This window comes from Kitasatospora sp. NPDC034023 (assembly GCF_055575795.1).
On sequence record NZ_JBVIRY010000001.1, the window covers coordinates 624555 to 645930 of the forward strand.

A 21376-nucleotide genomic window follows, 5' to 3' on the forward strand; every position below is an offset into this window, starting at 1 on the left:
CGGGCACCCGAAATCCCGTGGACGAGGCGGGCGGCCGGGTGCTGCCATGGTGGGACGGTTCTCCGTGCTGGAAATGGGAAACCTGTCGTACCGTCATAGTGGCTGCGCAGAGCTGGTTTTGGGGGAAGCGCATGGTCGGATCAGTGGCGAAGGCGGGAGCGTTCGTGACGCTCGCGGCACTCTCACTCACCGCGTGTGGAGGTTCGTCGGGTCCAGGTGATCCCAAGGAGTCCCGGACGCAGACCTCGGCTGCCGTGCCGTCCCAGTCTGCCGTGCCGTCCCGGTCTGCCGCGCCGGCCAAACCGATTCCGGCGGCGTTCGACAGTACAAGGGGATGGGAGGTCGAGGCGGGCAAGGACGGGAACCTGCGTGGTCCGGCTGTCGCATCCGACGCGGGACTGATCCTGTTCCGTTCGATCTCCGAGGACAAGAAGACCGCGAGCGTCCTCGCCTACGACGCGAAGACCGGCGCGATCCGCTGGCGGAGCAAGCCGGTCGCGAATCCCACGCGCGACAGCCTGGACGCCGACGCCATGGTGTTCGTCACGCACAAGGCCGGTAAGGAATACGTGGTCCTCGCGGTCACGGGTACCGAAGGCGGGGACGGTGTGAACCGGGCGAGCGGCGTCACACGGCTTGCCGCGTACGACACGGCGTCCAGCGGTGAGGCGGCGCCGGTCAAGGAGACCACGGTTCCGGACAAGGCCACCGGTTACGGCGTTCAGCGCGACGGCGGCCTCACCGCGGTGCAACTGGGCCGGTCCACGGCCGTGGTGGACGTGCTCTCGGGCCAGGTCACCACGTACGACCGGAACAACGCCGCCCTGAACGCCCCCAAGCCCTGCGAGCTGGCCTTCGGCTCCTGCAACACCAGTACGGGCGTCACAGCGCTGACCCCGGCCGGCCCGCTGGTTCAGGGCCGGGGCGCCTTCTGGGCGCTCGGCGGCTGGTTCAGCGGCGACGTGGTACCCGCAGGGGCGAGCGCCATCGTGGGCTCCAGCACAGTGACGGCCTACGGATCACCCGATGGCCATGTCGTGGCCGCGTGGCCGTCCACCGGGCACGACAACGACAGGTCCGTCTGGGCCGTGCACGACGGCGGGACCGGCCAAGTGCTCGCCACGGTCGAGTGCACGGGGAAGAAGGCCACGCCCCGACTGTCGTCCGACGGCCGCTACCTGATCGCCGACTTCGCGGTCTTCGACCTTCAGGCGAAGAAGGGCTACTGCTTCGAGGCGACCGGCGCCCGCAACCCCGTTCAACTGACCACGGTGGACAAGGACGGAACGGCGTACGGCAACGCCAAGACACCCGACCAGAACACCGGCGGCCTGAGCGATACACCGACCTCGGTCGTCCTGGCCACCGGCCAGGCATCCGCGCTCCCGGCCGGGACACTCGTCCCGGACCTGATCGGTGCGGACGCCGCGGTCTTCGGCACCGACACCGGCATCGGCCCCGTCCTCGTCTACCCGCGGCGCTGACCCTGCCACGGCACGCCGAGCCGTCCCCGAGTCGCGCCCCGATGCCGCCCAGAAGGCATCACGTCGGCGCATTCAGACGCGATGTGCTGGTTTCGGACTGAAGTTGTCGTCGATGAAGATCTCGCAGAAGATCCGCGACGAGCACGGCGACGGCGCGACGGCCGTCGGCACCGAGTTCGACGCCGAGGCGCTGGCCGGCATGCAGGCCATGTCCGAGGAGTTCAAGGCCCACGGCAACAAGGTCTACCTGCCGATGGCGGACTGACCGCAGGTACCGAGGCGCTGCGCTGGGATCCCGGAAGGGGCGTCCGGCGCAGCGCCTCGAACATGCGGGTGCGCAGGTGGAGTCGGCCGGCGGACTTCTCGGGTGTGCGTCAGAGTCCGAGGATTTCGCGGATGAGGCCGAGCTTGTGCTCCGGGGAGAGGTCCTGGGGACGGCCGACGAGCAGGCCGTTCATGACGGTGGGGACGTCGGAGCCGTCGGGGGCCTGGATGGCGTCGATGACCTGGCAGCGCAGGCCGCCGTCCCGGAGGAATACCCATACGTCGTGTTCCTGCCGCGGCTCCCTGTTCTCTCCCGGGGAGAGCCGCCAGGTCGGGAACCAGCCGAGCCCCTCCTCGGTAAGACTCTGCTATGGCGCCGGTGGCGACCTGGGCAGCGGACGCGAAGTATGCCCCCGTCGCTCGGTCACAGGCGAACGACATGCCGAGGCGGGGGGAATCTCCCCGATCGGCGCTGGTGCGTCACTCCGTTGCATCTTTATCAGTCTCTTCTTTCTATGTTGTTGTTGCACGGTGTAGTTAGTCGGTGACTCCTCATCACCTCGCCTGGCCGGCAGCCGCTCTTCGTGGCGCCTCCGGCGCGAGTGCGAGGGGTGGGGCCGGACCGAAAGCTCACCAGCGGCGCTCCGAATCCCCCCTTCGGGTGACGGAGTTCAGCGGCGACAAGAAAGGTCTTTGTCCTATGGCAGTCGATGCCATGTTGTCCGCTCCACCAGAACGAGGGCGTAGACGATCTCGACTCGCGGGAACGTTCGTCCTGCTGTCCGGATTGACGTTGCTTGCGTCGGCCGGTCTGGCCACGATTCCCGCGAATGCGGCAACGGCACAAGTGGGGTTGGGGACCGACACCAGCTATGCGGTCCTCGCGGGCTCAACCGTCACCAACACCGGCTCCAGCGTCATCAACGGCGACCTGGGGCTCTTCCCGGGCACCAGCGTGACGGGCTTCCCCCCTGGAGCCGTGAACGGGGTTCAGCACGTCAACGATGCGCAGGCGGCGCAAGCCCAGTCCGACCTTGTCATCGCCTACAACGACGCCGCCGGTCGGGCCCCCACGGCCATCCTGACCTCTCCCGGCGACATCGGCGGACTGACGCTGACGCCTGGCGTCTACAAGGCGAGCTCGTCGCTCAACCTCACCGGGACCGTCACTCTCGACGCCATGGGCGACCCGAACGCCGTCTTCATCTTCCAGATCGGCTCCACCCTCATCACGGCTCCGTCGAGTGTCGTCAGCCTGGTCAACGGAGCACAGCCCTGCAATGTGTTCTGGCAGGTCGGTAGCTCCGCCACCATCGACGTCAACTCCTTCTTCAAGGGCAATATCCTGGCCCTCACGTCCATCAGCGTGAACCACGCCTCGGTGATCGAAGGCCGCGCCCTGGCGCGCAACGGCGCCGTCACTCTGGACGACGACACCATCACGAGGGCGGCCTGCACTGTCGGCCCCCCTGGGCCGAGTGGCCCGGCTGGGCCGAGTGGCCCGGCTGGTCCTCCTGGTGCTGCCGGTTCTCCGGGTGCGCCTGGTCCCAACGGTGCGCCTGGTCCTAACGGTTCGCCGGGTGCTCCGGGTGCTCCCGGTCCCAATGGCGCGCCTGGTCCTAACGGTTCGCCGGGTGCTCCGGGTGCTCCCGGTCCCAACGGTGCGCCTGGTCCTAACGGTTTGCCGGGTGCTCCGGGTGCTCCGGGCGCTCCCGGTCCCAATGGCGCGCCTGGTCCTAACGGTTCGCCGGGTGCTCCGGGTGCTCCCGGTCCCAACGGTGCGCCTGGTCCTAACGGTTCGCCGGGTGCTCCAGGTGCTCCCGGTCCCAACGGCGCGCCTGGTGCTCCGGGTGCCAATGGTTCGCCTGGCGCCAACGGTTTGCCCGGCGCCAATGGTTCGCCTGGCGCCAATGGTTTGCCCGGCGCCAATGGTTCGCCTGGCGCCAATGGTTTGCCCGGCGCCAATGGTTCGCCTGGCGCCAATGGTTCGCCTGGTGCCAACGGTTCGCCCGGTGCCAACGGTTCGCCCGGTGCCAACGGTTTGCCCGGCGCCAATGGTTCGCCCGGTCCTGCCGGTCCTGCCGGTCCTGCCGGCCCTCCTGGCCCCGCCGGGCCCACCGGCCCCGTCGCTCCCGTTGGTCCGGCTGGGCCGCCTCATCATCCAGGTGGTCACGGCGGTCAGGAGCACGGCGGCCACGAGCAAGGTGATCACGGCAACGGCCAGGGCGGTCACGAGCAGGGTGGACCGGCCGAACACCCGAAGGGGGCGGGACAAGCACTGGCCGCCACTGGCTCCGGCAAATCGATTGGCATCGCGGTTGGCTCGGCGGCCGCCATCGCCCTCGGAGGCTCGGTCCTCATCCTCGTGAGGCGTAGCGGACGAGCCGCAGCCCGCCGCCGGCACTAGCCCTCGCAGGGAAGCCGACAGGTCTCCCGGAGCGGCGCCCCGGCGGCGCGACGTTCAGGCGGGCTCGGCGGCCGTTGACGGCGTGCTCCGGGAGGCTGACAGGTCTCCCGGAGCGGCGCCCCGGCGGCGCGACGTTCAGGCGGGCTCGGCGGCGAGCAGGCGGTTGGTGGCGAGCAGGTGGTTGGCTCGGTCCGCGGTGAGGACGCCGAGGATGTAACCGTCCTCGTCGATCACGGGCCAGACGGCCAGGCGCTTGATCCGCATCGCGAGCGCGGCCAGGGTCAGACCCATGGTCGGCCACGTGAACGGGCCGCGCTGGTGCGTGGTGGCGCTGATCACGGTCCGCTCGGTGCACCGGGAGCGCGTCAGGAACGGGTGAAGCCCGGCGCGGGTGACCAGTCCCTCGCACCGGCCGTTGTGGTCGCGGACGAGCAGGAAGTCGATGCGGGCGCTGTGGAGGATGTCGTCGGCCTGGGCGACGGTGCTGTCGTCGGCTATCTGGTAGGCGCAGGGGTCCATGGCGTCGGCGACCGTGAGGCCGTGGCCCGGCCGTGCCGACTGCGGGGAGTGAGTGGTCACGGCGTACACCGGTCCCGCCTCCGGGCCGGCCTGGGGCTGCCCGGAACGTCCTTCACCCAGAACGAAGCCGGAACGGGTACCGGAATGCGCGATGCCCTGGATGCCTTCGAGCGTACTCCTGCGGGCCGGACGGCACCTGGGAGACCTCCGCGGAGTACCGTGGGAGACAGCCGAGGACATTCCGAATATCGGCATTCGCGCTGGTGTCGCCCTGGGTCATGATTGGTCCCTCGTGGACCAGACGGGCGGCCTCAGATGATGCCGGTCCCCCTTCCCTCGCCTTCCTCCCCCGGGCCGTGGTCCGTGCCCGGTGCTCCGCTCCTGCCACGCCTGGTGCTGGAGCCGACGATGACTCGGGAGGGGATCTTCGACGGCGCGTGGTGGCCCCGCTCGAACCACATCCTGGCCGAGCTGCCGGACCTGATCACCGCGCTCGGCGCCCACCTCGGGCCGATCGTTCGGGTCGGCCTCGACACCTCGGCCTGGGGCGAGGTACCCCGGTCCCTCATGGTGAACGGCCTCATGGTCAAGATCAACTGGTTCGCCGGCAGTGACGCGACGATCAGTGTCACCCGGGGCTTCCAGGACCACTTCCTCCTCCTGGTGGTACCGCCCCGCACCGATCCGGAGAACGCTTCCTCGGCGATGGCAGGTGCCTCGGCAACCGGAAACCACACCCCGGCGGCCGAACTCCTGCGTTGAGCCGGCTGCCGGTGGCTTTCCCTGTGCTGGTTCAAGGCCCAGGGCAACCGGATCTGCCTCCCGCCGGCGGACTGACGACGCACCAACGCGGGCGCTGCTCCGGGAGGACTTCCCGGAGCAGCGCTTCGGCTGCGCAGAAATCTGCTCGGTGACCTGGGGCCGTGCCTGGGATGATCCATGCCATGCAGCCTTGGAACGCTTTGAGCCCGACCGTTCGGTTGATCTGCCCTTGACGGCTGTTCGGCTGTTGGCGGGTTGAAGTGCCGCCCCGGCCCTCCCCTGTGGGGTCGGGGCGGCACCCGTCACCGGGGGTACCAGCGGAGTTCGACGGTGTTGCCGTCGGGGTCCTGGACGTAGACGGAGGTGGCGGTGCCGCGGGCGCCGTAGCGGGAGACCGGGCCTTCGAGGACGGTGAAGGTGCCGGAGTCGATGACCTCCTGCCAGTCGAGGGGTTCGACGGTGAGGCAGATGTGGTCGACGTTGGACTCGTTCCGGGGGCGGCTGGTCAGGTCGATGATGGTCTCGGCGGTGACGCGGACGGACGGGAAGGGCGCCTTCCCGGCGCGCCATTCGTCGACGCGGACGGGCTCCAGGCCCAGGAGGCCCGAGTAGAAGGCCAGGGAGCGTTCGACGTCCGAGACGTTGAGGACGAGGTGGTCGAAGGCGACGACGCGCATGGGTGGGTTCCTTCGGTGGGTGGGGGAGGGGAGGGTGGGGGTCAGGTCTGCTGGTAGTGCAGGTGGACCACGCCGGTGCTGAAGGTGGCCGAGTGGGCGAGTCGCAGGGGGATCCGGTCCTGCTCGGTGAACAGGCGGATGCCGGGGCCCAGGACGATCGGGTGGACGAGCAGGTGGAGGTCGTCGATCAGCCCGGCGCGCAGCAGGGTGCGGGTGAGCATGATGCTGCCGGAGAGGCTGATGTTACGGCCCGGCTGCCGCTTGAGCTCGGTCAGTTCGGCGACGAGGTCGCCGCCGAGGACGGTGGAGTTGTTCCACTCGGCCTTGCCGAGCGTGGTGGAGACGACCAGCTTGGGGATCGCGTTGAGGGCGTCCGCCATGTCGCTGCTCTGGAGCGGCCAGGTGGCGGCGAAGGCCTCGTAGGTGCGGCGGCCGAGCAGCAGGGTGTCGGCCGCGGCGGCGAGGCCGCCGACGACGGCGCCCATCTCCTCGTTGAGATAGGGGAAGTGCCAGGTCTCGGGGGCCTCGACGACGCCGTCGAGGGACATGAAGAGGCCTGCGGTGATCCGACGGCCGGTGGCGGCAGTGGCGGCAGTGGCGGCGGCGGTGTCGGCGGGGGTGCTGGGGGCGGTGCTGGGGGCGGTGCTGGTCATGGGGGCCTTCGGGTTCGGCGGTGGTACTGCCGCGGGCGGTTCGGCGCGGCTGGTGACGGGTTCTACGATCCTCCGGGCCGGACCAGCCATCAATGTCTGATGAACGTACGATCGTTGAGCCGGATTCAACGATCGAGGGGTGGCGCGGGATGCTGGAACGGTTGGAGATCGATGTCCTCCTCGCGCTCGCCGAGGAGCTGCACTTCGGCCGGACCGCCGAGCGCTTGCACCTGACCACTGGGCGGGTCAGTCAGGTGGTGAAGAAGCTGGAGCGCCGGATCGGCGGCCAGCTGTTCGAGCGCACCAGTCGGTCGGTCCGACTCACCGCCGTGGGTCGGCAGTTGGTCGATGACCTGGTCCCGGTGGTGGAGGCGACGGCGGCGGCCCTGCGTCGGGCGGAGGACGCCAGCCGGGGGGTCACCGGGCGGCTGCGGGTGGCGTTCCTCGGCGAGTGGACGGCGCCGCTGCTGCTCAAGGCGGCCGCGCTGTTCGGCGAGCGGCACCCCGACTGCCGGGTCGACGTCTGCGAGGTCCAGCTCTCCAACTCCCGGGCGAGTCTGGTGGACGGTTCGGTGGACGTGCTGATCGCCTCCTACCCGTTCGACGGCATGGCCCGCGGCCCGGTCCTGCTGACCGAGCAGCGGGTCCTCGCGGTGGCCGCCGGGCATCCGCTGGCCGGGGAACGGTCGGTGTCGATCGAGGTGCTCGCCGACCATCCCGTGGTGCAGTACCCGGCGGTCACCTCGGTGGGCTTCAAGCGGGACCGCACCCCCGGCCACACCCCGGCCGGCCGCCCGGTGCCCAAGGGGCCGTCCGGCGGCACGTTCTCCGAGATGCTCAGCCTGGTCGCCATGGGCCGCGGCGTCCTGCCGGTCGGCGAGCACTCGCGCCGCTACTACCCCCGCCCGGACGTCGCCTACGTGCCGATCCACGACGCGCCCCCGATCGAGCGCGGCCCGGTGTGGCGGGAGGGGAACACGACGGCGCGGGTGCTGGCGTTCGTGCGGGCGGCGGCGGACGCCGCCGGGGTGGCGGGGGTCGGGTGACGGAGGGTGCGCCGGCCCTCAGGAGATGCCGGTCCTCACGAGATGCCGCGCAGGCGGGGCGGGGCCGGGGTGAGGAGGCGGTCGAGGTGGGCGGCGGTCTCGTCGTCGGCGGGGAGGAGGACCAGGAGTTGCTGGGAGTCGGCGGGGAGGTCCAGGGTCTCCCGGTGGAGGCGGAGTTCGGGGCCGGCGGGGTGGTGGAGGCGGAGCGGGCCGCGGCGGGGGACGAGGTGGTTGCCGAGACGGCGGGTGAACTCGGGGCCGGCGACGGGGGCGAGTTCGGTGCTGAGCCATTCGGAGGCCTCGGCGGAGGGGCCGAGCCAGAGGTCGAAGGCCTGCTCGTCGGCGATGTCGTGCCAGTCGGCGAAGAGGTCGTGGGCGCGCGGGTCGGTGAAGACGTAGCGGGTGAGGTTGGGGGCCGGGTCGTCGAGCAGGCCCGCCGCGCCGAGGACGGCCGCGTAGCCGCTGGTGTGGCCGAGGACGTCGCCGAGCCGGTTGGTGACGGCGGCGATGCCGGGTTCGAGCAGCCGCAGGGTTTCGCGGACGGTGGAGCGGATCTCGCGGGGCGCGGGGGCGGGCCGGGTGCGTCCGGCGCACGCGCCGCCGGTGATCTTCGTGAGGTAGCGCAGGTGGTTGCGTTCGGCGTGGTCGAGGCTGAGGGCGTCGGCCAGCGCGTTGACGACGGCGGTGGACGGGTTGCGGTCGCGGCCCTGTTCCAGCCTCGTCAGGTACTCGACGCTGATGTCGGCGCGGATGGCGAGGTCGGAGCGGCGCAGCCCGGGTGAGCGGCGGCGGCCGTGGTCGGGCAGGCCCAGTGTCTCCGGCTGGATGCTGTCGCGCTTGGCGCGGATGAAGTCCCCCAGTGGTGTGCCCATATGACGAGCGTAGGTCGCGTGGCGGCGCGGAGCGTGGCCCTGCTGGGGCCAGCCTGAGCGCAGCCTGGGCGGGGACTCGCCCGCTCGCCTGAGTCGCCGTCAGGACAGCAGGAGTCCCCAGGACAGGGCCGGATGGTTGAGCCGTACGGGTGAGCCTGGGGAAGATCGGGGCGGTGTCGGCGGTTGGGGCCGGGGACAGGGCAGGACTCGACGGACGGGGGCGGAATGACCGAGCGGATCACGGCGATCGCGAGGCTGCGGGCGAAGGCCGGGCGCGAGGCGGAGATGCGGGAGCAGGCAGGGACGATGGTGGGGGCGAGCCTGGCGGAGCCGGGCTGTCTGTCGTACCGGAACTACGTGGACCCGGAGGATCCGGCGGTGCTGGTGGTCGTGGAGGAGTGGGAGTCCCGGGAGGCGTTCGACGCGCACCTGGCCAGCCCGCATCTGGCGCGGTCGCTGGACCGCACGGCGGAGCTGCTGGACGGCCCACCGCAGTTGCGGGTGCTGACGGACGTGCCGGAGCCGACGCCGTAGTGCCGGGGCGCGGCGGCGGATCCGGCTCCTCGGTGTGAGGACCGGGCGGGCGAGGTTGTCGCCCGGGTGGCGCCGTCGGAGGGGAGTTCGGCGGCCGACGGCTCAGGTGACGTCGTCGGGGCCGGTGAAGGCGGGCGGGGTGTAGCCGGGGCCGGTGAAGTCGGGGGTGGTGAACGCGGCGGGGCGGGACGTGCGGCCCTCGGGGTCGGTGAGGCCGTCGGGGCCGGGGCTGGTGAAGGCGGGGGAGGTGTAGCCCGGGCTGCTGAAGTCGGGGCTGCTGAAGTCGGGCCCTTCGCCGGTGCCGGGATCAGGAGCGGGTTCGGAGGCGGGTTCGGAAGCGGGTTCGCGCCCGGGTACCGGCGGGAGTGCGGCGTGCAGGTAGGGCAGGAGGCCGCGGTCGCGCAGGGCGGTGCGCCATTCGGTGCGGGCGGCGGCGAGTTCGGCGGCGAGTTCCGGGTCGGTGCCGGCCGGGGCGGCGGTGCCGTCGCGTATGGCGGTGAGGAGGAGTCCGACGATGCCGATGGCCATCGCGGCGACCCCGGCGGCGAGGGCGACCCAGCCGGCGGTGACGAGGGACCGGGCGAGGGCGAGGTCCGGCTCGGCGGCGCGCAGCAGGTAGCCGACCAGCAGCAGGAAGAGGGCGGCGGCCCAGGCGAGGATCGGGGTGAGCACGGTGAGGACGGGGAAGAGTCCGGCGCCGCCGTTCGCGGAGCGCAGTTGGGTGAGCAGGCCGGGGGCGGTGGGTTCGGTGCCGGGTGGGGGTGGGGGTGTGGCGCGCAGGCTGTCGCGCAGCCGGGTGTAGTGCGCGTATTCGGTGGCGGCTGCGGCGTTGATGCCGTCGGCGTCGCGCAGCGCGCGGATGCGCAGTTGGTCGGTGGTGTGCGCGCCGGGCGCGCGCAGGGCGGTGAGGACGGTGCGGTCGCGCAGGGCTTCGGCGAGGAGGCGCTCGTACTCCGGGCGGTCCTCGGCGAGCAGCGGCGGGGGGTTGGACATGGGGACCCCGTTCGTGCGGACTCCGGTTCGCTCCGCCCCGGGGGCGCGGGCGCCCTCAGGACGCCGAAACGGGCGCGGAGGCGGGCCGCCGGACGGGCGGCCGGGTGTGGTGTGCCTCATGGTAGGGGCGGGTGTGCCCGGGCTGACAGTCGGTTTCCGGAATTTCGCGCCCCGGGCCGCGCGCGTGCGACGGCCCGAGCGCTGGGAACAACTGTTCGATGACGGCTGTCAGTTGATGGGCAGTCGGGCGACCAGCAGGCGCCCCTCCATGGTGACGCCGCCGTCCATCGCCACCGCGAGGTCGTCCGCGTACACGTACGGTCCGGGGATGTGCGGGGGCTGGCCGTCGTCCGCGTGCACCGCGCCGGTGAGGTACGGGATGGGGCTGTGCCCGTGCACGATCCGGGTGCCGCCGTAGGTGTCCAGCAGTTCGTGGACGGCCGTGGGCCCGGCGTCGCCGCGGAAGGCGAAGCGCTTGGTGAAGCGGCGGAAGCAGTCCCACCACTCGTCGACGCTGCCGTCGGCGAGCAGGCTGTGCACGGCGTCGTTGACGTCGGGGATGGACTCGCCGTACTCCAGGTACGCGGTGGTGTCGGAGTGCAGCAGCAGGTGGTCGTCCTCCAGCGCGACGGCGGGGAGCCGGGACAGCCAGCTGATGTGGTGCGCCTCCAGGCGGTCCAGGTCGTTCTGCTGGCCGCCGTTGAGCCGCCAGGCGGCCAGGAAGGAGGCGGTGCCGGCGGTGGACTGGACCGGCTCGTCGCCGTACTTGGCGGCGCCGAGGAAGAGTAGTTCGTGATTGCCCATCAGGGCGCGGCAGTAGCCGCCGGCCGCAGCGGCCTCGGCGGCGAGCTGCATGACCAGGTCGATGACGCCGATGCCGTCGGGGCCGCGGTCGGTGAAGTCGCCGAGGAACCAGATCCGGGCACGGCCGGCCGACCAGTGGCCGTCGGCGTCGATCAGGCCCTGGTGGTGCAGCTCGGCGCGCAGCTCCTCGAGGTAGCCGTGCACGTCGCCGACGACGTACACCGGGCCGGGGGGCTCGCCGGGGCCGGGGGCCGGGTACGGGTAGGTCGGGGCGGCGGGGTCGGGCAGCGGCGGGCCGAGTTCGATGGTCGGCGGGTCGTCGCGGCCGGCGAGCTGGAGGGCCGGGGAGGGCTGGTCGGGGAGGGTCGGCTCGTAGCCGGCGCGGTCGTCGTAGCCGCTGTTGTCCTGGCTGTCGTACGCGGCGTGCTCCTGACCTTCGTAGGCCGTGTGCTCCTGGCCGTCGTAGGCCGGGCGCTCCTCGTATCCGGTTCGTTCCTCGTATCCGGGCCGATCGTCGTAGCCCGCGTGGTCCTGGTGCGAGAACGCCGCGGACTGGTCCACCGCGTTGCCCTGGGCGTCCACCGCGTTGCTCTGGGCGTGCACGGTGTGGCCCTGGCCGTCGGTGGTCCAGTGCTGTTCGAGGTAGCGGGCGCCGCCGTAGCCGCTGTAGGTCTCGGCGTCGTACGGGGTGCTCGGGTAGCCCTGGGCGGGGTCGGGTTCGTAATAGGTGCCGTACGGCAGCACGTCGAGGTCCGGCTGGTGGCGGGGGCCCGAGTGGGGGTACTCGGGCCCGGGGAAGCGGTCCTCGGGTGTCATTCGCCCATCATAGGAAGACCACTCTCCCGCCGTCGTCACCTGGTGGGCATCCAATCCTCCGGAGCGTCAGCCGGGCGGCCCCTGGGGGTCCGTTTTGTCCTGGCTCGGTATGGTCTCATCAGCTCTGGCCGGGCTTCCTTCGTGCTCGCCCGGCTCCGGTCGGTACCCGTTCGGGGGCTGCTCGGCGTGCCGGGGCGGCGTCTTGTGGACGCCCCGACCGAGGCCCTGATCGACGCCCCGACGGACACCCCGATCGACGCCCCGCCGACGTCGATCGTGTCGGCGGTCTAGACCTCGCCCGGCGGTCGGGGCGGGCTGACGGTGGTGCGCGGACTCCGGCGTTGGGAGGACGCGCGGACGATCAGTTCGGTCGGCATCAGGGTGCCCGGCGGCGGTCCGGTGCCGGCGGTGCGGAACCGGGGCGGGAAGAGCCGGGCGATGTCGACGCCCGTGCCGGAGTCCACGCCCTCGATGGCGTCGATGAGCAGGTTGACGACGGTGGTGCCGATCTTGCGCGGTTTGAGCGAGAGGGTGGTGATCGGCGGCTCGGTGGCCGCGTAGACGTCGCTCTCGCTGCAGCAGACCAGCAGCAGGTCGTCCGGGACCCGCAGGCCGTACCGGCGGGCGGCGGCGAGCAGGTCGGTCCCGTTGGGGTCGAACAGTCCGTAGACGGCGTCCGGCCGGTCGGGGCGGGCGAGCAGCCGGTCGGCGGCGACCGCGCCGGCTGCCGGGTCGTGCGCCGGGTAGGTCTCGTACACCGGTTCCTGTCCGACCTTGGCGCACCAGCCGAGGTAGGCCTCGGTGGAGAGCCGGGTGTAGGTGTCGGTGCTGGTGCCGGTGAGCAGGCCGATCCGGCGGGCGCCGGCTTCGGAGAGGTGGTCGAGGATGCCGAGCACGGCGGCCTCGTGGTCGTTGTCGACCCAGGCGGTGACCGGGCAGTTGCCCGGTTTGCCGTCGCTGACCACCGGGACGCCGGACCGGTACAGCTCGCTGACCAGGGGGTCCTGGTCGGGCGGGTCGATCACCACGGTGCCGTCCAGGGCGATGTTGCCCCAGACGTCGTGGCGTGAGGAGGCGGGCAGGACCACCAGCGCGTAGCCGCGGCCGAGGGCGGCGCTGGTGGCGGCCCGGGCCATCTCGGCGAAGTACGCGAACTCGGTGAAGGTGAAGGGTTCTTCGCCGTAGGTCGTGACGGTCAGCCCGATCAGGCCGGAGCGTCCGGTCCGTAGGGTGCGGGCGGCCGCCGAGGGGCGGTAGCCGAGGCGCTCGGCGACTTCGCGCACCCGGCTGCGGGTCTCGTCGGGCAGGCGGCCCTTACCGTTCAGCGCGTCGGAGACGGTGGTGATCGACACTCCGGCGGCTGCCGCCACGTCCCGGATGCCGGCCCGCTCCAAGCGACGTGAGGTGGTGGGGCGCCGACCGCTCTGGTTGGCTGCTGCTGTCATGGCGGACCGATCGTATGGCTCCTGACAAGGTGCTGTGACCGGCGCATCGGGAGCCTTCGGAGATACGTTTCTCCAAGAGTGAGCCGGGGTGCGCCCCTTCGATACCCGCCCGAAACCTGGCTTCTTACCTCTGACATGTGCCAAAGGAACCGGGCAGAATGGCTGATCTGCGCCTGTAACCCGACCGGGCATCTCACTCCTACGGGTGAGAGGCGGTCGGTATCGTGCAAGGCACCCGACCGGGGTGGTCCGGGCGCGTCAGGAGATCCCGGGCACGGCGGCGAACCCGTCCGTGGCGGGCGAGCGCACCGGACAGTGTTGCAACTTCTGGAAACGGAGTACGACCGTGAGCAGTGGTACGTCAGCGCAGGGCCCGCGGCTGCGGCCGACCCTGGACGGCATCCCCACCTACAAGCCCGGCAAGCCGGCCGGCGCCGACGCCTACAAGCTGTCCTCGAACGAGAACCCCTACGACCCGCTGCCCGGCGTGCTGGAGGCGGCGGTCCAGGCGGCCGGCTCGCTCAACCGCTACCCCGACATGGGGGTCAGCGAGCTGACCGAGGTGCTCGCCGAGCGCTTCGGCGTGCCCGCCGAGCACATCGCCACCGGCACCGGCTCGGTCGGCGTCGCCCAGTCGCTGATCCTCGCCACGGCCGGCCCGGGCGACGAGGTGATCTTCGCCTGGCGCTCCTTCGAGGCCTACCCGATCATCACCCAGATCGCCGGCGCCACGCCCGTCCCGGTGCCGATCACCGCGACCGGCGACCACGACCTGGACGCGATGCTCGCCGCGATCACCCCGAACACCCGGCTGATCTTCGTCTGCAACCCCAACAACCCCACCGGCAACGTGATCCACCGCGCCGAGCTGGAGCGCTTCCTGGACGCCGTCCCCGCCGACGTCCTGGTGGTCGTCGACGAGGCCTACATCGAGTTCATCCGCGACGCCGAGGTGCCCAACGGCATCGACCTCTACCGCGACCGCCCCAACGTCTGCGTGCTGCGCACCTTCTCCAAGGCGTACGGCCTGGCCGGCATGCGGGTCGGCTTCGCGATCGCGCACGAGCCGGTCGCGGCCGCGCTGCGCAAGACCGCCGTCCCGTTCGGTGTGAACCAGCTCGCCCAGAACGCCGCCGTCGCCTCCCTGCGCGCCGAGGAGGCGCTGCTGGAGCGGGTCGACGCGCTGGTCGAGGAGCGCAACCGGGTGGTGGCCGGGCTGCGCGCCCAGGGCTGGGAGATCCCGGACTCGCAGGCCAACTTCGTCTGGCTGTGGCTCGGCGAGCGCTCGGCGGAGTTCGCCGCGGCCTGCACCGAGGCGGGCGTGATCGTCCGGCCGTTCCCGGAGGGCGTGCGGGTGTCGATCGGGGAGGCCGAGGGCAACTCGATCTTCTTGGCGGTGGCGGAGGCGTTCCGCAAGTCGCTCTGACGTTCCGACGCTCTGCCTTTCACCGCAGCCGCAGGGGCGCGCCGGTCGTCGGCGCGCCCCTGCGGCGTTCCGGGCCGGCCTCCGTCAGTTCCCGCCCTGTTCCCGGCCTGTTCCCGGCTCGCTCCCGGATGGCTGTGGATCGCTGGGAGTGCGCTGGGAGTTCGGCCAACGCTTGGCCACGGACCGGCCAAGCAGGACGCGCAGGTCGGCTGTTCTGTCCGCAATGCCCGGATCCGACCGGTCAGGCTTCTCCCAGCGGGCGCTCAGGGCTCCGCAAGAGCTCCCCGCGAAGCTGTCCGGCATGAAGGTGCTACCACGGCGGCGCGGTGCCGTCCTCCTCAACTCCGCGCTCGGTGTGGCCCTGCTGGGCGGCGTGGCCCTGGTGTACACCACGGTCAGTGGCAGCTCCGGCCCGGCCGCGGCCAAGCCGGCGGCCCGGACCGCGACGGTCGCCAAGGGCACGGTCCTGGCCACCGTGTCCGGAACCGGCACGCTGGTGTCTCCCACCGACGCGGCCCAGGATTTCACCACGGGCGGCCGACTCACCGCGGTCAAGGTCGCGGTCGGGGACGCCGTGAAGAAGGGCCAGGTGCTCGCCACCGTCGACACCACGGCGGCCCAGCAGCAGGTGGACGCGGCCCGGGTGGCCCTCACCACGGCCAACGCCAACCTCACCAAGGCGCAGGCCGGGGTCACCACCACGACCACCGAGCCGCTGCCCGGTGCGACCGCCGGGGGGTCCGGCGGAGGTACCGGTAGCGGCAGTGGTGGACGCGGGGCGGGCGAGAGCAGTACGCCCGCCCCGCAGACCACCACCATCACCACCACCAAGGTCGACGACGCGGCCGTGGCCCAGGCCCAGCAGCAGGTCTCCACCGCGCAGACCACCCTCTCCAACGCCCAGGCGGCGCTGGCCGGGACCACCCTGACCGCCTCGGTGGACGGGACGGTCGCCTCGATCACGGGCAAGGTCGGCGACACCGTGGGGGCGAGCGCCGCGGGCTCCTCGACCTCCTCCTCGGCCGGCAAGACCTCCGGCACGAGCGCGAGTTCGGGCACCCCGAGCGGCTTCATCGTGCTCACCAACCCGTCCGGCATGCAGGTCACCGCGAACTTCTCCGAGCTCGACTCGCTCAAGCTGAAGAAGGGCGAGGCGGCCACCGTCACGCTGAACGCGCAGTCCGACACCAAGCTCAACGCGACCGTCCTGTCGGTCAGTTCGCTGCCGAGCAGCAGCGGCTCCGGTGGTGCGGCCGGCTCCTCCGCCGTCCAGTACGCGGCCACGCTGCAGCTGTCCGGCGACACCAGCACGCTGCGCACCGGCCTCAGCGCCACCGTCCAGGTGATCACCGGCGAGGCCGACAACGCGCTCTCGCTGCCCACCTCCGCCCTGTCGGGCACCGGCACCTCCCGGACCGCGTCCGTGGTGCACGAGGACGGTGCCACCGAGCGGGTCACCGTCGGGGTCGGCGTCGAGGGCGACAGCACGGTGCAGGTCGTCTCCGGGCTGAAGGAGGGCGACAAGGTCGAACTCCCCACCACCAGCGGCAGCAACGGCTTCCCGAACGGCTCCTTCCCGGGTGCGGGCGGCGGCCGGGGCGGCAGCGGCGGCGCGGGCGGTGCGGTCTTCCCGGGCGGCGGTGCCGGCGGTGCCGGTGGCGGCGGTGGCGGCGGCCGCGGCGGCAGGGGCTGATCGTGCGTCACGTCATCGACAAGCGCGTCCCCGCGACGCCCGTGCCGGTGATCCGGATCCGCCGGCTCACCAAGGCGTACGGGCACGGCGACGCCACCGTGCACGCGCTGCGCGGCCCGGACGACCCGGAGACCGGCGAACCGCAGGGCGTCAGCCTGGACATCGAGCAGGGCGACTTCGTCGCCGTGATGGGCAGCTCGGGCTCCGGCAAGTCGACCCTGATGAACATCCTCGGCTGCCTCGACGTCCCGACCGCCGGCCGCTACCTGCTGGACGGCGTCGACGTCGGCCACCTGGACGAGGGGCAGCTCTCGCTGGTGCGCAACCGCAAGATCGGCTTCGTCTTCCAGTCCTTCAACCTGATCCCGCGCACCACCGCCCTCGCCCAGGTCGAGCTGCCGCTCGCCTACGCGGGTGTCGGGGCGGCGGAGCGGCGGCGCCGGGCGCTGGCCGCGCTCTCCCTGGTCGGCCTCGGCGAGCGGTCCGGGCACAAGCCCAACCAGCTCTCCGGCGGCCAGCAGCAGCGCGTCGCGGTGGCGCGGGCGCTGGTCACCGCGCCGGCGATGCTGCTCGCCGACGAGCCGACCGGGAACCTGGACAGCCGGTCGACGGAGGAGGTGTTGGCCCTGATCGACGGGCTCAACGCCACCGGCCGCACGGTCGTGCTGATCACCCACGAGGACGAGGTCGCCCGGCACGCCAAGCGGGTGCTGCGGCTGGTCGACGGCCAGATCGTGAGCGACGTCCGGCAGGCCCCGGTCGACGGACCGCCGCCGGCCCTGCGAGACCTCGAGGTACTGGCATGATCCTCTGGCAGACGCTCCGCTTCGCGGTCGGCGGCCTCGCCGCCAACAAGGTGCGCTCGGCGCTGACCATGCTCGGCGTGCTGATCGGGGTCGCCTCGGTGATCCTGCTGCTGGCGGTCGGCAACGGCTCGTCGGTCGCGGTCAAGGACTCGATCACCTCGCTCGGCACCAACTCGCTCACCGTCAGCGCCGGTTCGGCGGCCGGTGGCGCGCGGGCGGCCTCCTCGGTGAAGAAGCTGACGGTGGCGGACGCCAAGGCGCTCGCGAGCGACGCCGGCGCCTCCGCCGTGATCAAGTCGGTGGCCCCGATCGTCACGACCAGCGGCACGGCGCTGTACGGGAACATCTCGTACAGCCCGGGCTCGGTCGTCGGCACCTACCCGGCGTACTTCGAGACCTCCAACCAGAAGGTCGCGCACGGCGAGTACTTCACCAACGACGACGTGCTCGGCTCGCGCAAGGTCGTGGTGCTCGGCGCCACGACGGCGAAGCAGCTGTTCGACACGGTGGACCCGGTCGGCAAGCAGATCGTCCTCGGCGGCACGCCGTTCACGGTGGTCGGTGTGCTGCAGGCCAAGGGCGGCACCGGCTTCACCGACCCGGACGACGTCGTGATCGCCCCGCTGCCGACGGTGCAGAACGCCTTCACGGGATTCGGCCCCGTCAACCAGATCCTGGTGCAGGCCGCCTCGGCGGACACCACCACGGCGGCCCAGGCCGAGATCACCCGGGTGCTGCTCGGCACCCACGCGATCGCCGACCCGACCAAGGCCGACTTCCGGATCACCAACCAGGCCTCGCTGCTCACGGCGAGGGAGAGCACGACGAAGACCTTCACGGTCCTGCTCGGCGCGGTGGCGGCGATCTCGCTGCTGGTCGGCGGGATCGGGATCACCAACATCATGTTGGTGACGGTCACCGAGCGAACCCGGGAGATCGGCATCCGCAAGGCGCTCGGCGCGCCGCGTGCGGTGATCCTCGGGCAGTTCCTGACCGAGTCGACGCTGCTGTCGGTGATCGGCGCGGGGTTGGGCGTCGCGGCCGGGATGGCCGGCTCGCACTTCAGCATCGTTGGCATCAAGCCGGTGGTGATCCCCGAATCGGTGCTCGGCGCGTTCGGCATCGCCGTCGCCATCGGGCTGTTCTTCGGAAGCTACCCCGCCAACCGGGCCGCCTCGCTGCGGCCGATCGACGCCCTCCGCCACGAGTAGGACTCCACCCATGAGCAAAGAGATCGCCACGGTCAGCAGTACCCCGGCCGAGCAGGTCGCCCTGCTCTCCACCCCGCCGGACGCCCGCGACGTTTCGGCCGAGCTGGCCGCGCCGCCGCGTCGGAAGCTGCCCTGGATCAGCCTGGTGCTGGCGGGTGGTGTGATCGCCACCGGTGCCTTCGCGGGCGGGGTCTGGTACCAGCAGAACAACGGCTCCTCCAACGGCAAGTCCGCCCGGCCTGCGGCCGCTGCGGGTGCCTCCGCCGGTCAGCAGCGTGGCGCCGGTGGCGCCGGTGGCTACGGGCAGAACGGCGGCGGACAGGGCGGGGGCGGCCAGAACGGCTCCCGCCGTGGGGGCCAGGGAGCCGGCCAGGGCGCCGGTCAGGGGCAGGGCGGCGGGCAGGGCGGACAGCCCGGTTTCGCCCGTGGCACCGTAAAGGCCGTGGACGGCAACGTCGTGTACCTGACAGACTCTAATGGCAACACGGTCAAGGTCACCACCGGCGACGCGACGAAGGTCCAGCTCAACAAGGAGGGCAAGGTCACCGACCTGCAGCCCGGCCAGAGCGTGACCGTCGTCGGCACCCCCGACGCCAACGGTGGCTACACCGCGAACCAGCTCGTCGAAGGAGCCGCAGCAGGCGGCTTCGGCGGCGGAGCCGGCGGCGGTAACCGGAACCCGTCCGGCGGCTGACCCGGCACGAGTCGGACGACCGCGAGGCCCTCGCCCCTTCCCTGGGCGAGGGCCTTCGCGTGTGCTCAGCGCGGTTCGCGGTCGTCGGGACGCGGCATCCTCAGGGTCGCGACGACACCGAGGGCCACGGTGGCGAGCGCGAGGGCCAGAAGGGCGACGAGCACGGCGCCGACGAAGAACCTCACCGCTCCCACGCCTCGTTCCGGTCCAGATCGCGGAGGAGGTGGAGGAGGTTGAGCAGGGTGCTGACCGGCGCGTTGCCGAAGTCGACCAGGAGGCGCCCGTCGAGGGTGGCCTCCCCGGCCGAGGCGGAACCCCAGAGGAGCCCGTACGGAAGCCCCCGCCGGTGCAACTCGCCGAGGAGCGCCGTGATCTGCGGCGCGGTGTAGTCGAGCATCCGGGGGTCGTCCGGGGCGACGGGCGGGCGGGTCACGCGGCGGAGTCCAGCTCGTACCAGACCGTTTTGCCACGCTTCTGCGGGTCGACACCCCACCGGTGGGTGAGGCCGGAGACCAGCTGGAGGCCGCGCCCGGTCTCGGCGAGACGGTCGAGGGACTGCTCTTGGGGGAGCGCGTCGCTCTCGTCCGAGACGCAGACCCGGAGGGTGCAGTTCAGGAGGGAGAACCAGACGACGGGCGCGGGGGTCGCGCCGTGCCGCCAGGCGTTGACGATGAGTTCGGCGAGGGCGAGTTCGGCGTTGAAGATGGTCTCCGGGTCCCAGTCGGACCGGGTCAGGGCGTCCCGGAGAGCCTGCCGGCTGAGGGTGAGCGAGGGGGTGTTACGGGTGCACACGGGAACCTCCGCGAGGCTGTGGTGTGGGGAGAGGGAAAGCCGTGAGCCAGGCCGGTTGCCGGTTGCTCTTCGGCGTACAGGCAGCAGGCGCCTACTGCCCGGAACGAAGGCATTGCTGACGATCCGTAGGATTCATCTGAGAGTGACCATAGCGCGGCCCGCCACAGATTTGTGGCAGACAGCGAGAAGTTCCCCCGAACGTGGTGGCAGCACTGAGGCAGACTGGTCCCCATGGCTCTTCGATCGAACCCAACTCTCCGCCAGCTGCGGTTGGGTGCCGAACTGCGCAGGATGCGGGAGCAGGCCGGCCTCGGCGGCAGCCAGCTCGCCCGTGCGCTGGGCATCAACCCCGCCCACGTGACCCAGATGGAGAGCGGGAAGACCGGCATCAGCGTCGAACGCCTCCGCACGATCGCCGCGCTGTGCATGTGCGTCAACGAGCCCCTGATCGATGCGCTGGCGGACATCATCACGGATCGCGATCGAGGCGGCTGGTGGGAGGAGTATCGAGGAAGCCTCTCATCGGACTTCCTTGAGGTGGCTGAGATCGAGGGGCGTGCGAGTGGACTCTCGACGTACACGATGGCCTTCATTCCTGGATTGCTCCAGACCGGCGCCTACGCCTCCGCCATCTTCGCGCGAAACCTTCCGCCTCTCCCGCACCATGAGGTCGACTTGAGGACGGCTTTCCGCATGCAGCGGCAGCGCGTCGTACGATCTGGTGAAACGCCGTACGTTGCGTACATCCATGAGGCGGCGCTGCGCATGCAGTTCAGCGGTCCCAAGGTTCAAGCTGAACAACTCGGCAGCCTCATCGAGGATTCAGAGCGGCCGACCATCTCGATCCGAGCCGTGCTGTTCGATGTCGACACGCTTCCACTCACGCACGAGAACTTCACGTACGCCGAAGGTCCGATCCCTGAACTGGACACGGCGCAGTTGGATTCAGGACTCGGCAACGTGCTCTTCGATGCACCGGCCCACATGGCGCGGTTCCGCACCCTAATCGCCCGGATCGACGCGGCGGCCCTCTCAGAGGACGAATCCCGAGAGTTCATTCGATCCATTATGAAGGATATGGAAAGCAAGTATGCGTAACTCCTCCTGGCAGAAGTCAAGTTACTCAGGCGCGAACTCCGAGTGCGTCGAGGTGCGCGTCGTTGAGGGGGCGATCGAACTCCGGGAGTCGGACGAGGGCGACGTCATCGTCCGCACTTCCTCCCTCAAGTTCGCGGCCTTCCTCCAGGGTGTGAAGGCCGGCGAGTTCGACCACCTCGTCACCTCTGTCTAGCAAATCGTGCCGGCGGCCTCTTGCTTCCAGCAAGAGGCCGCCGGCACCTAGACAGTGAGTTCTCCTTCGATTGCCTCACCACCACCTCCTAGCCTGCGTGTTTCATCCGGGGTCGCGTCCGGAGCATGATCGGAAAAGCGAAAGTGCCTTCTGAGCTGCAACGATGAGGCTTGTCTAAGGTCCCAGT

The 21376-nt window shown here is 71.2% G+C and carries 22 protein-coding genes; 13 read left to right on the plus strand and 9 right to left on the minus strand.

The genetic code is table 11. The features are described 5' to 3' along the window. Nucleotides 1-17: 17 nt before the first annotated feature. From ACZ52R_RS02775 to ACZ52R_RS02785, 3 genes are all read left to right on the plus strand, one after another. Nucleotides 18-1484: a hypothetical protein gene (locus tag ACZ52R_RS02775; protein WP_465752546.1), complete on the plus strand. Its 1467-nt coding sequence runs from the start codon at nucleotides 18-20 to the stop codon at nucleotides 1482-1484. A 112-nt stretch (nucleotides 1485-1596) separates the two neighbouring features. Further along, entirely contained in the window at nucleotides 1597-1749 is a 153-nt protein-coding gene (locus ACZ52R_RS02780) for a thiamine biosynthesis protein ThiC (RefSeq protein WP_465615509.1), read from the plus strand. Nucleotides 1750-2463: 714 nt separating this feature from the next. Continuing rightward, nucleotides 2464-4155 (plus strand): ice-binding family protein, encoded by a 1692-nt coding sequence (locus ACZ52R_RS02785; protein ID WP_465752574.1) that lies wholly within the window; start codon nucleotides 2464-2466, stop codon nucleotides 4153-4155. Between the two features lie 135 nt (nucleotides 4156-4290). Here the strand turns inward: ACZ52R_RS02785 and ACZ52R_RS02790 are convergent, their stop codons facing one another. Further along, a complete protein-coding gene (locus ACZ52R_RS02790) occupies nucleotides 4291-4734 on the minus strand; it encodes a CBS domain-containing protein (protein WP_465752548.1) in 444 nt (147 codons plus the stop codon). A 258-nt stretch (nucleotides 4735-4992) separates the two neighbouring features. Here ACZ52R_RS02790 and ACZ52R_RS02795 point away from each other — a divergent pair, with 258 nt between their 5' ends. After that, a complete protein-coding gene (locus tag ACZ52R_RS02795) occupies nucleotides 4993-5436 on the plus strand; it encodes a DUF5994 family protein (RefSeq protein ID WP_465752576.1) in 444 nt (147 codons plus the stop codon). A gap of 302 nt (nucleotides 5437-5738) precedes the next feature. On the opposite strand, the gene ACZ52R_RS02800 is transcribed toward ACZ52R_RS02795, so the two are convergent. Further along, nucleotides 5739-6113 carry a VOC family protein gene (locus ACZ52R_RS02800; protein ID WP_360498082.1) on the minus strand — a complete coding sequence of 125 codons (375 nt, stop codon included), beginning with the start codon at nucleotides 6111-6113 and terminating at the stop codon, nucleotides 5739-5741. A gap of 41 nt (nucleotides 6114-6154) precedes the next feature. Beyond that, nucleotides 6155-6766: a dihydrofolate reductase family protein gene (locus ACZ52R_RS02805; protein WP_465752550.1), complete on the minus strand. Its 612-nt coding sequence runs from the start codon at nucleotides 6764-6766 to the stop codon at nucleotides 6155-6157. Between the two features lie 92 nt (nucleotides 6767-6858). On the opposite strand from ACZ52R_RS02805, the gene ACZ52R_RS02810 reads away from it, so the two are divergent. Continuing rightward, entirely contained in the window at nucleotides 6859-7812 is a 954-nt protein-coding gene (locus tag ACZ52R_RS02810; protein WP_465752552.1) for a LysR family transcriptional regulator, read from the plus strand. Between the two features lie 35 nt (nucleotides 7813-7847). Here ACZ52R_RS02810 and ACZ52R_RS02815 read toward each other — a convergent pair whose 3' ends face one another. Continuing rightward, nucleotides 7848-8684 (minus strand): helix-turn-helix transcriptional regulator, encoded by an 837-nt coding sequence (locus ACZ52R_RS02815; RefSeq protein WP_465752554.1) that lies wholly within the window; start codon nucleotides 8682-8684, stop codon nucleotides 7848-7850. A 225-nt stretch (nucleotides 8685-8909) separates the two neighbouring features. On the opposite strand from ACZ52R_RS02815, the gene ACZ52R_RS02820 reads away from it, so the two are divergent. Continuing rightward, nucleotides 8910-9218 (plus strand): putative quinol monooxygenase, encoded by a 309-nt coding sequence (locus tag ACZ52R_RS02820; protein WP_465615521.1) that lies wholly within the window; start codon nucleotides 8910-8912, stop codon nucleotides 9216-9218. Between the two features lie 102 nt (nucleotides 9219-9320). On the opposite strand, the gene ACZ52R_RS02825 is transcribed toward ACZ52R_RS02820, so the two are convergent. The 3 genes from ACZ52R_RS02825 to ACZ52R_RS02835 form a co-directional block, all read right to left on the minus strand. Beyond that, nucleotides 9321-10211 (minus strand): hypothetical protein, encoded by an 891-nt coding sequence (locus tag ACZ52R_RS02825; RefSeq protein ID WP_465752556.1) that lies wholly within the window; start codon nucleotides 10209-10211, stop codon nucleotides 9321-9323. A 228-nt stretch (nucleotides 10212-10439) separates the two neighbouring features. Further along, nucleotides 10440-11576, minus strand: coding sequence for a metallophosphoesterase (locus ACZ52R_RS02830; protein ID WP_465615869.1), 1137 nt, complete (start codon nucleotides 11574-11576; stop codon nucleotides 10440-10442). Nucleotides 11577-12118: 542 nt separating this feature from the next. Further along, complete coding sequence (locus ACZ52R_RS02835) at nucleotides 12119-13276, minus strand: LacI family DNA-binding transcriptional regulator (RefSeq protein ID WP_355262119.1); 1158 nt, start codon at nucleotides 13274-13276, stop codon at nucleotides 12119-12121. A 346-nt stretch (nucleotides 13277-13622) separates the two neighbouring features. Here ACZ52R_RS02835 and hisC point away from each other — a divergent pair, with 346 nt between their 5' ends. The 5 genes from hisC (at nucleotide 13623) to ACZ52R_RS02860 (ending at nucleotide 19106) form a co-directional block, all read left to right on the plus strand. Beyond that, on the plus strand, nucleotides 13623-14702 hold the full coding sequence (gene hisC / locus ACZ52R_RS02840; protein ID WP_360498070.1) for a histidinol-phosphate transaminase: 1080 nt from the start codon (nucleotides 13623-13625) through the stop codon (nucleotides 14700-14702). Nucleotides 14703-15003: 301 nt separating this feature from the next. Then, on the plus strand, nucleotides 15004-16395 hold the full coding sequence (locus ACZ52R_RS02845) for an efflux RND transporter periplasmic adaptor subunit (RefSeq protein WP_465752558.1): 1392 nt from the start codon (nucleotides 15004-15006) through the stop codon (nucleotides 16393-16395). Between the two features lie 2 nt (nucleotides 16396-16397). Beyond that, on the plus strand, nucleotides 16398-17201 hold the full coding sequence (locus tag ACZ52R_RS02850; protein ID WP_360498067.1) for an ABC transporter ATP-binding protein: 804 nt from the start codon (nucleotides 16398-16400) through the stop codon (nucleotides 17199-17201). Beyond that, nucleotides 17198-18412, plus strand: coding sequence for an ABC transporter permease (locus ACZ52R_RS02855; RefSeq protein ID WP_465615527.1), 1215 nt, complete (start codon nucleotides 17198-17200; stop codon nucleotides 18410-18412). The genes ACZ52R_RS02850 and ACZ52R_RS02855 overlap by 4 nt, the downstream gene beginning before the upstream one ends. A gap of 10 nt (nucleotides 18413-18422) precedes the next feature. Further along, a complete protein-coding gene (locus tag ACZ52R_RS02860) occupies nucleotides 18423-19106 on the plus strand; it encodes a hypothetical protein (protein ID WP_465752560.1) in 684 nt (227 codons plus the stop codon). A 181-nt stretch (nucleotides 19107-19287) separates the two neighbouring features. Here ACZ52R_RS02860 and ACZ52R_RS02865 read toward each other — a convergent pair whose 3' ends face one another. Continuing rightward, nucleotides 19288-19539: a hypothetical protein gene (locus tag ACZ52R_RS02865; RefSeq protein WP_360498061.1), complete on the minus strand. Its 252-nt coding sequence runs from the start codon at nucleotides 19537-19539 to the stop codon at nucleotides 19288-19290. After that, entirely contained in the window at nucleotides 19536-19898 is a 363-nt protein-coding gene (locus ACZ52R_RS02870) for an ATP-binding protein (RefSeq protein ID WP_465615533.1), read from the minus strand. Before ACZ52R_RS02870 ends, ACZ52R_RS02865 begins: the two co-directional genes overlap by 4 nt. Before the next feature lie 231 nt (nucleotides 19899-20129). Between ACZ52R_RS02870 and ACZ52R_RS02875 the strand changes: the two genes are divergently transcribed. Together ACZ52R_RS02875 and ACZ52R_RS02880 are read left to right on the plus strand one after the other, a co-directional pair. Continuing rightward, nucleotides 20130-20996, plus strand: a complete 867-nt coding sequence (locus ACZ52R_RS02875; RefSeq protein WP_465615535.1) for a helix-turn-helix domain-containing protein — start codon at nucleotides 20130-20132, stop codon at nucleotides 20994-20996. Further along, entirely contained in the window at nucleotides 20989-21189 is a 201-nt protein-coding gene (locus ACZ52R_RS02880) for a DUF397 domain-containing protein (protein WP_465615537.1), read from the plus strand. Before ACZ52R_RS02875 ends, ACZ52R_RS02880 begins: the two co-directional genes overlap by 8 nt. Nucleotides 21190-21376 lie beyond the last annotated feature (187 nt).